At 63.0% G+C, this 15,039-nt stretch carries 13 protein-coding genes; 5 read left to right on the forward strand and 8 right to left on the reverse strand.

Going from position 1 to position 15,039, the window contains the following annotated elements; all coding sequences use genetic code 11:
* Nucleotides 1-25: 25 nt before the first annotated feature.
* From C4J87_RS10185 to C4J87_RS10205, 5 genes are all read right to left on the reverse strand, one after another.
* Nucleotides 26-613 (reverse strand): LysE family translocator, encoded by a 588-nt coding sequence (locus C4J87_RS10185; protein WP_124366657.1) that lies wholly within the window; start codon nucleotides 611-613, stop codon nucleotides 26-28.
* 54 nt (nucleotides 614-667) lie between these two features.
* Nucleotides 668-1,507 (reverse strand): AraC family transcriptional regulator, encoded by an 840-nt coding sequence (locus tag C4J87_RS10190; RefSeq protein WP_124366658.1) that lies wholly within the window; start codon nucleotides 1,505-1,507, stop codon nucleotides 668-670.
* A 73-nt stretch (nucleotides 1,508-1,580) separates the two neighbouring features.
* Nucleotides 1,581-2,222 carry a DUF1345 domain-containing protein gene (locus C4J87_RS10195; RefSeq protein WP_124366659.1) on the reverse strand — a complete coding sequence of 214 codons (642 nt, stop codon included), beginning with the start codon at nucleotides 2,220-2,222 and terminating at the stop codon, nucleotides 1,581-1,583.
* A 181-nt stretch (nucleotides 2,223-2,403) separates the two neighbouring features.
* Nucleotides 2,404-5,502 (reverse strand): efflux RND transporter permease subunit, encoded by a 3,099-nt coding sequence (locus C4J87_RS10200; RefSeq protein WP_124366660.1) that lies wholly within the window; start codon nucleotides 5,500-5,502, stop codon nucleotides 2,404-2,406.
* Nucleotides 5,503-5,508: 6 nt separating this feature from the next.
* Nucleotides 5,509-6,651, reverse strand: coding sequence for an efflux RND transporter periplasmic adaptor subunit (locus C4J87_RS10205; protein ID WP_124366661.1), 1,143 nt, complete (start codon nucleotides 6,649-6,651; stop codon nucleotides 5,509-5,511).
* A gap of 288 nt (nucleotides 6,652-6,939) precedes the next feature.
* On the opposite strand from C4J87_RS10205, the gene C4J87_RS10210 reads away from it, so the two are divergent.
* The 4 genes from C4J87_RS10210 (at nucleotide 6,940) to C4J87_RS10225 (ending at nucleotide 10,661) form a co-directional block, all read left to right on the forward strand.
* Nucleotides 6,940-7,641 (forward strand): response regulator transcription factor, encoded by a 702-nt coding sequence (locus C4J87_RS10210; RefSeq protein ID WP_124362415.1) that lies wholly within the window; start codon nucleotides 6,940-6,942, stop codon nucleotides 7,639-7,641.
* Between the two features lie 3 nt (nucleotides 7,642-7,644).
* A complete protein-coding gene (locus tag C4J87_RS10215; RefSeq protein WP_124366662.1) occupies nucleotides 7,645-8,961 on the forward strand; it encodes an ATP-binding protein in 1,317 nt (438 codons plus the stop codon).
* A 52-nt stretch (nucleotides 8,962-9,013) separates the two neighbouring features.
* Nucleotides 9,014-9,793 carry a class I SAM-dependent methyltransferase gene (locus C4J87_RS10220; protein ID WP_124366663.1) on the forward strand — a complete coding sequence of 260 codons (780 nt, stop codon included), beginning with the start codon at nucleotides 9,014-9,016 and terminating at the stop codon, nucleotides 9,791-9,793.
* Nucleotides 9,794-9,875: 82 nt separating this feature from the next.
* Nucleotides 9,876-10,661 carry a sulfite exporter TauE/SafE family protein gene (locus C4J87_RS10225; RefSeq protein ID WP_124362418.1) on the forward strand — a complete coding sequence of 262 codons (786 nt, stop codon included), beginning with the start codon at nucleotides 9,876-9,878 and terminating at the stop codon, nucleotides 10,659-10,661.
* Between the two features lie 671 nt (nucleotides 10,662-11,332).
* Here C4J87_RS10225 and C4J87_RS10230 read toward each other — a convergent pair.
* The gene (locus C4J87_RS10230; protein ID WP_124366664.1) at nucleotides 11,333-12,571 is read right to left on the reverse strand and encodes an acyl-CoA dehydrogenase family protein; all 1,239 of its coding nucleotides are present in this window, start codon (nucleotides 12,569-12,571) and stop codon (nucleotides 11,333-11,335) included.
* 268 nt (nucleotides 12,572-12,839) lie between these two features.
* Between C4J87_RS10230 and sfnG the strand changes: the two genes are divergently transcribed.
* Nucleotides 12,840-13,925: a dimethylsulfone monooxygenase SfnG gene (sfnG, locus tag C4J87_RS10235; protein WP_124366665.1), complete on the forward strand. Its 1,086-nt coding sequence runs from the start codon at nucleotides 12,840-12,842 to the stop codon at nucleotides 13,923-13,925.
* A 3-nt stretch (nucleotides 13,926-13,928) separates the two neighbouring features.
* On the opposite strand, the gene map is transcribed toward sfnG, so the two are convergent.
* Entirely contained in the window at nucleotides 13,929-14,684 is a 756-nt protein-coding gene (map, locus tag C4J87_RS10240) for a type I methionyl aminopeptidase (RefSeq protein WP_124366666.1), read from the reverse strand.
* Complete coding sequence (locus tag C4J87_RS10245) at nucleotides 14,681-14,884, reverse strand: ParD-like family protein (RefSeq protein WP_124362422.1); 204 nt, start codon at nucleotides 14,882-14,884, stop codon at nucleotides 14,681-14,683. The genes map and C4J87_RS10245 overlap by 4 nt, the downstream gene beginning before the upstream one ends.
* Between the last annotated feature and the right edge of the window lie 155 nt (nucleotides 14,885-15,039).

A 15,039-nucleotide genomic window follows, 5' to 3' on the forward strand; every position in this document is an offset into this window, starting at 1 on the left:
TACGGCTTCCCCCTTTTTTTTACATTCAGATCACTATACTCAGCCAGGCCGAACCCAGCAGAAGCAGGGCCATACAGCGGTTGAAGCGTTGCATGGCACTTGGCGAACGCAGGAACTGGCTTGAGCCCGCACCCAGCACGGCCCAGGTTGCCAGGCATGGCAAAGAAATCAGGAAAAAAACCATCGACAGGGTCATTACCTGGCTCTGGCGCTCTGCACCATTACCCGCAAATACACTGACCACTGCCAGCGCCATCATCCAGGTCTTGGGGTTGATCAATTGCAGGCTGGCGGCACCGCTGAAACCCAGTCGCTTTTGCGCTGACTGTACGTCCAAGGCCTCCACTGGCGCGCTGAAAATCTGCCAGGCGAGATAGCTCAGCCAGGCCACGCCGGCCCACTGCATCGCACTTTGTACCTGGGGCAAATGCACCAGTGACTGGCCCACACCGGAGCCCACCAACAGCACGATGCCTGCTGCACCCAGGCAGGCGCCGAGGATGATCGGCAGTGCGGCCTTGAAGCCATACCGTGCGCTGTTACTCAGCACCAGGATATTGGTAGGACCCGGGGTGATGGAGGCGACAAAGGCAAACAGGATAAACGGCAACATGGCGGGCGACTCCCAACAATCGATTGATGGAGTCGATCTTCACAGGCCTGAACGCTACCTGTCTGGAACATTTGAGCAACGCTTGCGGTACGCGGCGGGCGTGAGGCCGTAGGCGCGCACAAACCAGCGGCCCAGGTGGCTCTGGTCGGCAAAACCCAAGGCAATCGCCACATCCGCCGGTTGCTCGCCCTTGCCCAGCAAATGCCGAGCGTGAGCCAGGCGCAGTTGCACCAGGTAGGCGTGAGGCGGCAGGCCGAACGCGCTCTTGAAGGCGCGACTGAGGCGGAAGCGGTCGACACCGCAGGCCAGAGCCAGTTCGTCCATGCCGATGTCTGCGTGCAGATGGGCATGCAGGTATTCCCGGGCCTTGTGCGCCACCTGCGGCAATCGCGGGTCCTCGCGGTAGCGGATGCGCCAGTAGAGGTGGCCGGTGAGGCGCTCCAGCAATTGGTCCATGGCGCGTTGCCGCACAATGCGCAGCTCGCCGCTGTGCAAGGTTTGAAAGGCCTGGCTGGTGGCCAGGGCCAGGCGCGGATCGCCGGTCAAGGTGCTGGCGAAACTCAACTGGCTGTCCAGCGGCGCTTCTTCGAACACCGCGCTCACTTCACGCGCCAACCAGTGCGGGTCGAGGTACAGCATGTGATAGGTGAAGCCGTCCGGGGTGGGCGCGTCGCCGTCGTGCAACTCACCGGGTTCCACCAGGAACACTTGGCCCGGTACGCTGTTGTGGCGCATGCGGCGGCAGTTGAATTGCTGTACGCCTTGTTCGGTGACGCCGATCAGGTAGCTGTCGTGCCAGTGGGGATCGTAGGCGTGGCCCTCGAAATGCGCGCGCAGGGTCTCGATGCCGGTGTCGGCGTCCTGGGACAGGTCGATCCAATTGTGCGCGGCCATACAACACCGAGGATGAATGTGTAATGTCATTAGCGCCCAAGGGCGGCCAAGCGTCTAGAAGGTTTGTGCAGTCTCAGCCAAACAGGCCTGCGGCGATATTGATCGAAAACCCCAGAATCGCCGTGTTGAACAGAAAACCGATCAACGATTGCCCCAGCACCACCTTGCGCAAGCCACGGGTGGCGACGCCCACATCGGACGTCTGCACCGCCACGCCGATGGTGAAGGAGAAATACAGGAAGTCCCAATAGTTGGGCGTGAGCAAGCCTTCGGCAAAGCGCAGCGCCGGCTCCTTGCCGTTCCAGGTGTAATAGAGCCGGGCGTAGTGCACGCTGAAAATCACCCCGATCAACAGCCATGAACCGATCACCGTCAAGCCGGTGAAGCCGTAGTGCAACAAACGTTCGGTGGGCGCCAGGTCTTTGCTGCCGACCAGTTCGAAGGTGATGGTGGCCAGGCTGGCGATGGCGGCGATGCACACCGTGAACAGCACCAGGCCGGCGTTTTCGTCCTCGACCTCGGCGATGCGCTGGACATCTTCTGCCTTGGCACGGCTGGTCAGCCACAGCATCAGCACCAGGTAGGTCCAGACCCCGGCGTTCCAGCCGATCAAAATTTTGCTGGCCAGCGTATCGGCGGGTACCAGGATGCCCACGGCGAGGCCGAGCACGGCGGCGGCTGAGAGGCGAGGGTGGGTGCGGGCGAGGAAGGGCATGGCGACTCACAATAGGCAGTAGTGAGCACCATAGCTTATTCGGTTGTACTTAATCATGAACTTGATCGATAACCCCTGTAGGAGCGAGCTTGCTCGCGAAAAACGTCCAGCCAACGCGTTCTGTCTGAATAAACGCGCAGGCCCTGAGTTCTTCGCGAGCAAGCTCGCTCCTACAAAAAGCTTAATCTGCCGTGTGGCGCTTGCGCACCAGTTTCATCACCACCACAAAGAACACCGGCACGAACACCACCGCCAATGTCGCGGTGATCATCCCGCCAATCACCCCCGTACCAATCGCCTGCTGGCTCGCCGAACTGGCACCGGTGGCAATCGCCAGCGGCACCACGCCGAGGATGAACGCCAGCGACGTCATGATGATCGGGCGCAGGCGCAGGCGCGCCGCCTTCAAGGTGGCGTCGATCAGATCTTCACCCTGCTCGTACAGGTCCTTGGCGAACTCAATGATCAGAATCGCGTTCTTCGCCGACAAACCGATGATGGTGATCAAGCCGACCTTGAAGAACACATCGTTGGGCATGCCGCGCAGGCTCACGGCCACCACCGCGCCGAGCACACCCAGGGGCACCACCAGCAACACCGAGGTCGGGATCGACCAGCTCTCATACAAGGCCGCGAGGCACAGGAACACGATCAACAGCGACAGGCCCAGCAGCAATGGCGCCTGGGAACCGGACAAACGTTCCTGCAACGACAACCCCGTCCATTCCTGGCCCAGGCCCGCCGGCAACTGGCTGACCAGGCGCTGGATTTCGTCCATCGCCTCGCCGGTACTGTGGCCCGGCGCCGCTTCGCCACTGATGGCGATGGCCGGGTAGCCGTTGTAGCGGGTCAATTGCGTCGGGCCTTGGGTCCATTTGGCTTCGACAAACGCAGACAACGGCACCATTTTCCCGGCGTTGTTGCGCACGTTGATCTTCATCAAGTCCGCCACCTGGCTGCGCTGGTCGCCTTCAGCCTGCACCACCACACGCTGCATGCGGCCCTGATTGGGGAAGTCGTTGATGTAGGCCGAACCGATGGCCGACGACAGCACATTGCCCACATCGGCAAATGACACGCCCAGCGCATTGGCCTGCTTGCGGTCCACTTCCAGCTGTACCTGCGGCGCTTCGGCCAGGGCGCTTTCGCGCACGTTGGCCAAGACCGGGCTTTTACCGGCAGCCTCCAGCAGCTCGGTGCGCGCAGCCATCAGCCCCGCATGGCCGACGCCGCCGCGGTCCTGCAGACGGAACTCGAAGCCGCTGGAGGTGCCCAGGCCGTCTACCGGCGGCGGCAGGATCGCATAGGCGATCGCATCCTTGAGCCCGCTGAAGGCCATATTCGCGCGGTCGGCAATCGACGCTGCGGAGTCATCGCCGCCGCGCTCCGACCAGTCCTTGAGCGTGGTGAACGCCAGCGCCGCGTTCTGCCCGGAGCCGGAGAAACTGAAACCCATGATCATGGTGGTATCGCCCACCCCCGGCTCACCGGCGTTGTGTGCCTCGATCTGCTCGGCCACCTGCACCGTGCGGTTCTTGCTGGCGCCCGGTGGCAGCTGGATATCGGTGATGGTGTAGCCCTGGTCTTCCACCGGCAGGAACGAGGAGGGCAGGCGACTGAACAGCAGCCCCAGGCCCACCAGCAATACCAGGTAGATCAGCAGGTAACGGCCGCTGCGCTTGAGCGCATAGGCCACCCAGCCTTCGTAGCGGTCGGTGAGCTGTTCAAAGCGTTTATTGAACCAGCCGAAAAAGCCACCCTTGGCATGGTGCTCGCCCTGGGCAATCGGCTTGAGCAAGGTGGCGCAGAGCGCTGGCGTCAAGGTCAGGGCCAGGAAGGCCGAGAACAGGATCGAGGTGGCCATCGACAACGAGAACTGCTGGTAGATCACCCCCACGGAGCCTGGCATGAACGCCATCGGCAGGAAGACCGCGACCAGCACCAGGGTGATACCGACAATGGCGCCGGTGATCTGCCCCATGGCCTTTTTCGTCGCCTCCTTGGGCGACAGGCCTTCAGTGGCCATGATCCGCTCGACGTTCTCCACCACCACAATCGCATCGTCCACCAGAATGCCGATCGCCAGCACCATGCCGAACATGGTCAGCACGTTGATCGAAAAACCCAGCAACAGCATGGTGGCAAAGGTGCCCATCAACGCAATCGGCACCACCAGCGTGGGGATCAGGGTGTAGCGCACGTTCTGCAGGAACAGGAACATCACCGCGAACACCAGCGCCATTGCCTCGAGCAAGGTGTAGACCACCTTGGTGATCGAGACTTTGACGAACGGCGAGGTGTCGTAGGGGATCTTGTATTCCACGTTGGCCGGGAAATAGCGCGACAGTTCGTCCATCTTCGCCCGCACCAGGGTCGCGGTGTTCAGCGCGTTGGCCCCCGGCGCCAGCTGCACGCTGACGGCGGTGGACGGTTTGCCGTTCAGGCGCGTGGAGAACTGGTATTCCTGACTGCCGACTTCGACCCGCGCCACATCGCCGATGCGCACGGTGGAGCCGTCAGGGTTGGCCTTGAGCACGATGTCGGCGAACTCCGCCGGCGTCGACAGTTGGCCCTTGACCAGAATGGCGGCGGTGATTTCCTGGGTGTTGGTGCCCGGCAGGTCGCCGATGCTGCCCGCCGACACCTGGGCATTCTGCGCGCTGACGGCGGCATTCACGTCGGCCGGGGTGAGGTTGAAACCGATCAGCTTCTGCGGATCGATCCAGATGCGCATGGCGCGTTCGGCGCCATACAACTGGGCCTTGCCCACCCCGTCCAGGCGCTTGAGTTCGTTCATCACGTTGCGCGCCAAGTAATCGCTGAGCGCCACGTCATCGAGCTTGCCGTCGCTGGACGTCAGCGTGACCAGCAGCAGGAAGCCGGCCGAGACTTTCTCTACCTGCAGGCCTTGTTGCGTCACTGCTTGCGGCAGGCGCGGCTCCACCGCCTTCAAGCGGTTCTGCACATCCACCTGGGCCATTTCCGGGTTGGTGCCCGGCTGGAACGTGGCGGTAATGGTCGCCGAGCCGAGGCTGCTCTGGGACTCGAAATACAGCAGGTGATCGGCGCCATTGAGCTCCTGCTCGATCAGGCTGACCACGCTTTCGTCCAGGGTCTGGGCCGAAGCGCCAGGGTATACCGCGTAGATTTCTACCTTTGGCGGCGCCACGTTGGGGTATTGGGCCACCGGCAGTTGCGGGATCGCCAGGAAGCCGGCCAGCAAGATGAACAGGGCCACCACCCAGGCGAAAATCGGGCGGTCGATAAAGAACTGCGGCATGGCGGGTTATTCCTTCACGAGCGGGCTGTCGTCCACTTCAACTTTTTCACCGGGGCGTGCGTGTTGCAGGCCCTCGACGACAATGCGGTCACCGGGCTTGAGGCCGCTGCTGACCACCCAGCGATCGTCGATCACTGCGCCCAGCTCCACCGGCTGCTGGCGCACGCTTTGCTCGCTGTCCAACAACAGCACCATGGGGATGCCGGCGCTGTCGCGGGTGATGGCGCGCTGCGGCACGCTGAGGCCTTGCTGGTCGACGGCTTGTTCCAGGCGCACCCGCACGAAGCTGCCGGGCAGCAGGTCGAGGTCCGGGTTGGGAAACTCGCTGCGCAGGATGATCTGCCCGGTGCCCGGGTCGACGCTGATCTCGGCGAACAGCAGCTTGCCCGGCAACGGATACAGGCTGCCGTCATCCTGGATCAGGCTGGCCTTGGCCTGGTCCTGGCCGACCTGCTGCAAGCGACCGGCGCGAAACGCGCGGCGCAGGTCATTCAGCTCGCGGGTCGACTGCGTGAGGTCGGCGTGGATCGGGTCCAGTTGCTGGATGATCGCCAGCGGCGTGGCTTCGTTCTGGCCGACCAGGGCGCCTTCCGTCACCAGCGCACGACCGATGCGCCCGGAAATCGGTGCGGTCACCGTGGCGTAACCCAGGTTCAACCGGGCCCGCTCGACGGCGGCCTTGTTCGCGGCGACCTCGGCGTTGGTCTGGCGCAGGGCGGCGCGGGCGTTGTCGTATTCCTGGCCGCTGATGGCATTGCCTTCCACCAACTGGCTGTAGCGCTGTTCCTGCAGGCGCGCCTGGAACGCATTGGCCTCGGCTTTGCTCAGGTTGGCCTGGGCGCTGTCGAGGTCGGCCTTGAACGGGGCCGGGTCGATGCGAAACAGCACGTCGCCCTGTTTCACGTCACGGCCTTCGTTGAAGACCCGTTGCATCACCACCCCGGCCACCCGTGCGCGCACCTCGGCAATACGCGGCGCGGCGATGCGCCCGCTCAATTCGCTGGTGATGGACAGGGGCTTGGCCTGCAGCGTCTCGATGCGCACTTTGGCCAGGGGCACTTGCGGCGCCTCGGCTGTGGAGTTGTCACACGCGCTCAGCGCCAGGGTGAGCGCCAACAGGCAAAACGGCGCAAACAGATTCTTCGACATGCTCTTATCCCAATATTGACTGGCGCATCCTAAGGTCACCTGCGCCGTGGTGCTGTGAAGCTGTGTAGTGCGTCTGTGAAGAAATGTAAGGGCCGGGGCGCTTGGCCTCGGGGGCGTATATCCTTGCACAACCTCGCTGACAACAAAGACCAAATGTGGGAGGGGGCTTGCTCCCGATGGCGGTGTGTCAGTCACAGATGTATTACTGACACTCCCTCATCGGGAGCAAGCCCCCTCCCACATGGGGTTTGCGTACGACTTATCATTGTATTTTCTGGAAACACCTTCATGCCCAACATCCTGCTGGTGGAAGACGACGCCGCGCTCTCCGAGCTGATTGCCAGCTACCTGGAACGCAATGGCTACCACGTCAGCGTGCTCAGCCGTGGCGACCAGGTGCGCGAACGCGCGCGCCTGAACCCGCCGGACCTGGTCATCCTCGACCTGATGCTGCCCGGCCTCGACGGCCTGCAGGTCTGCCGCCTGCTGCGCGCCGACTCGGCGGGCCTGCCGATCCTGATGCTCACCGCCCGTGACGACAGCCACGACCAGGTGCTGGGCCTGGAAATGGGCGCCGACGATTATGTGACCAAACCCTGCGAGCCACGGGTGCTGCTCGCCCGTGTGCGCACCTTGCTGCGCCGCAGCAGCCTGTCGGAGCCCCAGGTGGCCAGCGACCGCATCATCATGGGCAACCTGTGCATCGACTTGTGCGAGCGTACCGTGACCTGGCGCGAGCAGGCGGTGGAGCTGTCCAGCGGCGAGTACAACCTGCTGGTGGTGCTGGCGCGACATGCCGGTGAAGTGCTCAGCCGCGACCAGATTCTGCAGCGCCTGCGCGGTATCGAATTCAACGGCACCGACCGTTCGGTGGACGTGGCCATCTCCAAGCTACGCCGCAAGTTCGACGACCACGCCGGCGAAGCGCGCAAGATCAAGACCGTGTGGGGCAAGGGCTACCTGTTCAGCCGTTCCGAGTGGGAATGCTGAGCCATGTTTCGTGTCCTGCTGCGTCTCTACCTGATCACCATCGTCACCTACAGCGCGGCGATCTACTTGATCCCCTCCCTGGTGATCCAGCTGTTCGAACACCGTTACATGAACTACAACATCGAGCAGACCCGCGGCCAGCAGAAGCTGATCGTCAAGCAATACGTGCGCGCACCGGTGGAGCGCTGGTCACAGGTCACCGAGCAGCTGGGCCGCGATTTTGCGCCGTTGAAGGTGCAATTGCTGCTGCGCCAGGATGCGCGCTATACCCCGGCGGAAGAAAAACTGCTGGAACAGGGCAAATCGGTGGTGCGCCTGGGGGAATGGGGCTGGATGGAGGAAATCAGCTCGCCGATCAATGAGCAATTCGTGGTCAAGCTGACGGTGCCGCCCGATCCGTTGGATATGAACGTGCTGTATTGGGCGATCAACGTGCTGATCGTCGCGGCGCTGCTCGCCTGCCTGCTGGTGTGGCTGCGCCCGCACTGGCGTGACCTGGAACGCCTGAAAAGCACCGCCGCGCAGTTGGGGCGGGGCAACCTGGCCGAGCGCACGCTGATCCCCGCCAGCTCCAGCATCGGCAGCCTCGCATCGGTGTTCGATACCATGGCCGACGACATCGAACACCTGCTCAATCAGCAGCGCGACCTGCTCAACGCGGTGTCCCATGAACTGCGCACACCGCTGACCCGCCTGGATTTCGGCCTGGCCCTGGCGCTGTCGGAGGACTTGCCTGCGGCCAGTCGAGAGCGCTTGCAAAGCCTGGTGGCGCATATTCGTGAACTGGATGAGCTGGTGCTGGAGTTGCTTTCCTACAGCCGCCTGCAAAACCCGGCGCAGGAGCCGGAGCGCGTGGAGGTGGTGCTCGACGAATTCATCGACAGCGTATTGGGCAGTGTCGACGATGAACTGGAGAACCCCGAGATCGTTATCGACGTGGCGCTCGACTGCGCCGTGGAGCGCTTCAGCCTCGACCCGCGCCTGACCGCCCGTGCCCTGCAGAACCTGTTGCGCAACGCCACGCGTTACTGCGACACGCGCATCCAGGTCGGCGTCAGGGTCTGCCCCAACGGCTGTGAAATCTTCGTGGAGGATGATGGCATCGGCATTCCGCCGGACCAGCGCGAGCGCATCTTCGAGCCGTTCTACCGTCTGGACCGTAGCCGCGACCGCGCCACCGGTGGTTTCGGCCTGGGCCTGGCCATCAGCCGGCGGGCCCTGCAAGCCCAGGGCGGCAGCTTGACCGCCGAGGCTTCACCCTTGGGCGGCGCGCGGTTTCGTGCGTGGTTGCCTGCCGTCGATGCAGCGATTAGAAAATAACCGCGAGACGGCGCACACTGTGGCCCCCGCTTTACCCGAAGAGAGATTGGCAATGACTGGTGTCCACGCGTCCGCTCAGCAAGGTTTCTCTACCCAGGCCCGCACTTACGCGCAAGGTCGCCCCGGCTACCCGCGACAACTCACCGGCTGGCTGGCCGACGCGCTGGGCATCGATGCCCACTCGACCGTGATCGACCTGGGGGCCGGCACCGGCAAGTTCACGCGCTTGCTCAGCAGCCTGGCGCCGACGCTGATCGCCGTCGAACCGGTGGTGGAAATGGGCGCCCAGTTGGCCAAACTGCTGCCGGGCGTACGGCTGGTCAATGGCACGGCCGAGTCCATGCCGCTGGCGTCCGCGAGCGCCGATGCAGTGGTCTGCGCCCAGGCCTTCCACTGGTTTTCCAGTGAGGCGGCGCTGGCGCAGATCCACCGTGTACTCAAACCCGAAGGGCGTTTGGGGCTGGTGTGGAATGTGCGTGATGAGTCGGTGGACTGGATCGCTGCCATCACGGCCATCATTACCCCCTACGAGGGCGACACCCCGCGTTTTCATAGCGGACGTTGGCGCGAGGCCTTCACCGGTGAGTATTTTTCCGCCCCTGAACTGACCTGCTTTGCCTATCACCATGTCGGCAGCCCGAAGGAAGTGATCATGGACCGCATCCTGTCGGTCAGCTTTATCGCCGCATTGCCTCCTGCAGAAAAAGCCGGCGTCACGGCGCAATTGCAGCAACTGATCGACACTCATCCCGCCTTGAAGGGCCGTGACACCGTGGCGTTTGCGTATCAGACCCAGGCGTACGCCTGCCAGCGATTATCAGAAAAGGCATAAAGTCAGATCATATTGATATAAGTGGTTATAAGAAAAATCGCTATCCTGCCGCCAGAATTTTATAAGGCCGCAGGTAGCTGTAATGGATGTGGGTAATGTGGGTTTCGTGGTTGCCGGCCTGATCGTAGGATTTATCGTGGGCATGACCGGCGTGGGTGGCGGCTCGCTGATGACGCCGATCCTGTTGTGGTTCGGCATCAACCCGGCCACCGCCGTTGGCACGGACCTGTTGTATGCCGCCATTACCAAATCCGGTGGTGTGCTGGTGCACAGCAAGAACCGGAACATCGACTGGACCATCACCGGCTGGCTCACCCTCGGCAGTGTGCCTGCGGTGCTGTTGACCCTGTGGTTCCTCGCCAGCCTGCACACCGACCCCAGCGCCATGAACGCGGTGATCAAACAGGCGCTGGGTGTGGTGTTGCTGCTGACGGCCCTGGCGATCCTGTTCAAGCAACGCTTGCTGGCGTTCGCCCAGCGCCATGCCGGTGACGACTATCACATGCGCCCGCGCAACCTGAATGCGCTGACCGTAGTAACGGGTGTCGTCCTTGGCACCATGGTGGCGCTGACCTCCATCGGTGCCGGCGCGCTGGGTACCGTGGCACTGTTCATCCTGTACCCGTTCCTCGCCACGCGCCGGCTGGTGGGCACCGAGATCGCCCATGCCGTGCCGCTGACCCTGGTGGCGGGCCTGGGCCATGCGAGCATGGGCAATATGGACTGGCACCTGCTGGGCTTTTTGCTGATGGGCTCGCTGCCGGGCATTTACCTGGGCAGCCACATGACCGGCAGGATCCCGGACGCGGTGCTGCGTCCGTGCCTGGCGGTGATGTTGATGGCGGTGGGCTACAAACTCGCGTTCTAAGAGGGGCGCGGTCCCGCGACAGCTCGGGAGCCGAAGCCTCTCTAACTGAAGCCCCGCGTTCCAATGTGGGAGGGGCTTGCCCCCGATGAGCATACGTATCTACACAACTGTGTAGCAGCAGCCTACGCTAACCACGATGCGAAGCGAGTCGCTCTTGATCTTGCTTTTGATCTAGGCGCCCCGTTAAACCACGCTGGCCGGAATTCGACAGTGATTTGGGGGGTAAACCGGCAGGGATGCCGGTTTAGCCGCCCCGCGCCATGGATGGCGCGTGGCGGCGGCCCCCCAAATCACTGTCGGATTACGGGCACACCGAGCCTAGGCGAGGTGCCGAGTGGTGGGGCAAGAGCGTTTTGCTTACTTTTGCGCTTTTCAAAAGTGAGACGCCGTAAGGGCGGAACCCTAAGCCGCCGTTACCGCAGCAACGGATATGTACTCGCCCTGATCCAGCATCTTGGTCGGCTGTCAGGCCGCCATCGGGAGCAAGCCCCCTCCCACATTTAGGTCGCGGGGCGGCAGTTAGAGAGGCTTCGGCTGCTGAGCCGTCACAGGTTTAGGGCCGCGCGAAAGTTGTGTAGATACCTATGCCCCGATGAGGGAGTGTCAGCAATATATCTATGACTGACCCGCCGCCATCGAGGGCAAGCCCACTCCCACATGTGGAACCGGCCTCAGGCCTTGGCCGGGCCGTTGCCGATTTGCCAGACAAACGGCGGCTCAGTGCCGTTGATCACCCAGTCACCGACGATCCGTGCCTTGTAGATCAGCGGATTGTGCGACGCCACCGTCCGCGCATTGCGCCAGTGCCGGTCCAGGGCCTTGCCCTGGCGCACATCCGAGGCCCCCAACGCGTTGAACAGTTGGCTGGTGGCACGCTGGATCAGCTCCGAGACCACCACCTGGGCCGTCGCCGATTCGATCTCGGCCGCCACGTTGGCTTCACGCTCGGCCACCTCATCCCCACCAAATCGTGCCAGATAAGCCCGTTGCGCTGGCTGCGCGGCTTTCAACGCGCTGGCCTGGGCGGCGTAAACCAGCGCGGCGACTTCGCCGACTACCTGTTGAACCTGCGCGTCCTGGCTGACGTGCGGGGCATTGCCGTGGCTGTAGATGCGCTTGCGGCTGCGTACCTGCTGGGCCATGTCGTTGAGCGCGGCGCGGCCGATGCCGGCCAGGGTGGCCAGTAACACCAGTTGATAGAACGCGGTCTGGTATTTGAAGCGGTCGGCAAAGTCGATCACGTTGTGCGCTTCGACGACTGCATCGGTAAAGCGCGTGGTGCCGCTGCCGGTGGTGCGCTGGCCAAAGCCGTCCCAGTCATCGCTTTGCACTACGCCTGGCTGGCGCGTGCGGGTGGCGGCGATCACGTCGCCGCCCGTATCGCTGCGCTGGGCGTACACGTCGATCCAGTCGGAAAACAGGCTGCCTGTGCTGTAGAACTTTTCGCCGTTGAGTACCCAGTCGTCACCGTTGGGGCTGACCTGGGTGACCACGTCGCCGATCGCGACAGTGCCGATTTCTGTCCAGGCGCAGCCGACGAGGTCGCCGTCGACGAAGCGCTTGAACCACACCTCGCGCCCCGCGCCCGGCGGCGCATTCAGGCGGTCTTCGGCAAACGCGAAATGCCCGCGCAGGGCCTGGGGCACGTTGGAGTCGGCGGCGGCGAGTTCGATCAGCAGTTCGAACAGCTGCGGCAGGGACGCGCCGCCACCGCCATATTCCACCGGCACTCGCACCGCGCCGAAGCCGGCTTCCTTCAACCAGCGGATCGGCTCATGGGGCAGGGTGCGGCTGTGCTCGCGTTCAACCGCGCCGTCGGCGATGCGCTGGAAGATCGGACGGAAACGCTCGGCCAGGGTGGTGTAGTCGACGCCGATGGACAGCGGGTTGATGACGTGTTGCTCGGTCATGGGGGTGGGCTCCTGGGCAGTGATCAAGTCCCAGGGGGGTTGCACACTCCGTGCCGGGCGCGCGGGCCCGTGTTTACGGCGCGGGGACGCCCGCCACTGTTGCTCCAGCAACAGCGTTTGGACAAAGCGCAGCGATCCATGACAGTCGCGGCACGCCGTGCAAAGCCCGGGTTTTGCGCCGCAACCCGCACGGCCAGGGCGTTTAACCGTGACTGGCACACTTGCTGCTCAAGCCCTGGGTACATCCCTGTGTGCGAGGAACTGTTCAATGAGTCAGCAAGCCGTGAAATTTGCCTATTGGGTGCCCAACGTCAGCGGTGGGCTGGTGGTCAGCAAGATCGAACAACGTACCCACTGGGGCATCGACTACAACCGTAAACTGGCGCAACTGGCCGAAGCGGCCGGCTTCGAGTACGGCCTGACCCAGATCCGCTTCACTGCCGGCTACGGCGCCGAAAACCAGCACGAATCAGTGGCCTTCAGCCACGCGCTGCTGGCGGCGACCACCACCCTCAAGGTGATCGCGGCGATCCTGCCGGGCCCGTGGCAACCGGCGCTGGCGGCCAAACAACTGGCAACCATCGACCAGCTCACCAACGGCCGTATCGCGGTGAATATCGTCAGTGGCTGGTTCAAGGGCGAATTCCAGGCCATCGGTGAACCCTGGCTGGAACACGATGAACGCTATCGCCGCTCCGAAGAGTTCATCCGCGCCTTGAAAGGCATCTGGACCCAGGACGATTTCACCTTCAAGGGCGACTTCTACCGCTTCAACAACTACACCCTCAAGCCCAAGCCGCTGGGCCAGCCCGAAGTGTTCCAGGGCGGCAGTTCGCGGGCGGCGCGGGACATGGCCGCGCGTGTGTCGGACTGGTACTTCACCAACGGGAATACCCCGGAAGGCATCAAGGCCCAGGTCGATGACATCCGCGCCAAGGCGGCAGCGAATAACCATTCGGTCAAAGTCGGCGTCAACGCCTTCGTGATCGCCCGCGACACCGAGGAAGAAGCGCGTGCCGTGCTCGCCGAGATCATCGATAAAGCCGACCCGGAAGCGGTCAACGCCTTCGGTGACGCGGCCAGACAAGCCGGCAAGGCGTCCCCGGAAGGCGAGGGCAACTGGGCCAAGTCCAGCTTTGAAGACTTGGTGCAATACAACGACGGCTTCAAGACCAACCTGATCGGCACACCGCAGCAGATCGCCGAGCGCATCGTGGCGCTCAAGGCGGTGGGCGTGGACCTGGTGCTGGCCGGTTTCCTGCATTTCCAGGAAGAGGTGGAGTACTTCGGCAAACGCGTGTTGCCGCTGGTGCGTGAGCTGGAGGCCAAGGCCGGGATCAAGCAGGTGGCTTGAGGTTCAAGCGCTCGCTTGCAGCGTCAATACTTCGAACCCATCGGCCGTGACCGCTACCGTGTGTTCCCATTGCGCCGAGAGGCTGTTGTCCTTGGTCACCACCGTCCAGCCATCCTTGAGGCTGCGCACCTTCGCGCTGCCCTGGTTGAGCATCGGCTCGATGGTGAACACCATGCCCTCACGCAGCTCCAGGCCGGTGCCGGGGCGGCCGAAGTGCAGGATTTGCGGCTCTTCGTGCATGTCTCGGCCAATGCCGTGGCCGCAGTATTCCCGCACCACGCTGTAGCCATTGGTGTGCGCATGGTGCTGGATCGCATGGCCAATATCACCCAGGCGGGCGCCGGGCCGCACCTGGCGGATGCCCGCCCACATCGCCTCGAAGGTCATCTCCACCAGGCGCCGCGCCTTGGGGGAGACGTTGCCGATCATGTACATCTTGCTGGAGTCGGCGATAAAGCCGCCTTTTTCCAGGGTGATGTCGATATTGATGATGTCGCCATCCTTGAGGATTTGCCGGGCGCTGGGCATGCCGTGGCACACCACTTCGTTGATCGAGGTATTGATGCAGAAGGGGTAGTCATATTGCCCGAGACTGGCCGGGCGGGCTTTGAGCTCCTGGCGGATGAAGGTTTCGACGGCGCTGTCCAGCTCCAGAGTGGAGCGGCCGGCGACGACAAAGGTGTCGAGCATGCTGAACACCTGGGCCAGCAGGCGCCCGGCTTCGCGCATGACCACCAGCTGCTGTGGCGTCTTGATCATTGGCTGCGCCCTCGGATCAGGTCGGGTTTGTCCAGCAACAGCTTGTTGATCAGCTCGTTGTAGGGCAGGTGGGGATTGAGTTCAGCCAGTAGGCCGATCTTGATCCAGAACTCGGCTTGAGCGTTGATGGAGCGGTCCATCGCGGCGCTGGCCAGGCGCAGCTGTTCGTGCAGTTGGTCGGTGATCTTGACGATGCCCATAAGCTTCACTGTGTTGGGTTGATATACAAAGCGTATATGTTTCGTATGGTTTGCGTAAGTCCCTCTCGACCCAACGACGACAGATGAATTGGTTGCCATATGTTGCTGGAAAAACCGGCCTGCGCACGCGTCCTGTGGGTTAAACGTTTAATCGA

It is taken from the genome of Pseudomonas sp. R1-43-08 (assembly GCF_003852255.1).
Taxonomy (GTDB): domain Bacteria; phylum Pseudomonadota; class Gammaproteobacteria; order Pseudomonadales; family Pseudomonadaceae; genus Aquipseudomonas.

Coding starts and splice junctions, on each gene's coding strand:
- C4J87_RS10190 (WP_124366658.1), bottom strand. CDS start 1,507: ATGGCCGCGCACAATTGGATCGACCTGTCCCAGGACGCCGACACCGGC.
- map (WP_124366666.1), bottom strand. CDS start 14,684: ATGATCAAGACGCCACAGCAGCTGGTGGTCATGCGCGAAGCCGGGCGC.
- sfnG (WP_124366665.1), top strand. CDS start 12,840: ATGAGTCAGCAAGCCGTGAAATTTGCCTATTGGGTGCCCAACGTCAGC.
- C4J87_RS10245 (WP_124362422.1), bottom strand. CDS start 14,884: ATGGGCATCGTCAAGATCACCGACCAACTGCACGAACAGCTGCGCCTG.
- C4J87_RS10220 (WP_124366663.1), top strand. CDS start 9,014: ATGACTGGTGTCCACGCGTCCGCTCAGCAAGGTTTCTCTACCCAGGCC.
- C4J87_RS10195 (WP_124366659.1), bottom strand. CDS start 2,222: ATGCCCTTCCTCGCCCGCACCCACCCTCGCCTCTCAGCCGCCGCCGTG.
- C4J87_RS10215 (WP_124366662.1), top strand. CDS start 7,645: ATGTTTCGTGTCCTGCTGCGTCTCTACCTGATCACCATCGTCACCTAC.
- C4J87_RS10210 (WP_124362415.1), top strand. CDS start 6,940: ATGCCCAACATCCTGCTGGTGGAAGACGACGCCGCGCTCTCCGAGCTG.
- C4J87_RS10225 (WP_124362418.1), top strand. CDS start 9,876: ATGGATGTGGGTAATGTGGGTTTCGTGGTTGCCGGCCTGATCGTAGGA.
- C4J87_RS10205 (WP_124366661.1), bottom strand. CDS start 6,651: ATGTCGAAGAATCTGTTTGCGCCGTTTTGCCTGTTGGCGCTCACCCTG.
- C4J87_RS10200 (WP_124366660.1), bottom strand. CDS start 5,502: ATGCCGCAGTTCTTTATCGACCGCCCGATTTTCGCCTGGGTGGTGGCC.
- C4J87_RS10230 (WP_124366664.1), bottom strand. CDS start 12,571: ATGACCGAGCAACACGTCATCAACCCGCTGTCCATCGGCGTCGACTAC.
- C4J87_RS10185 (WP_124366657.1), bottom strand. CDS start 613: ATGTTGCCGTTTATCCTGTTTGCCTTTGTCGCCTCCATCACCCCGGGT.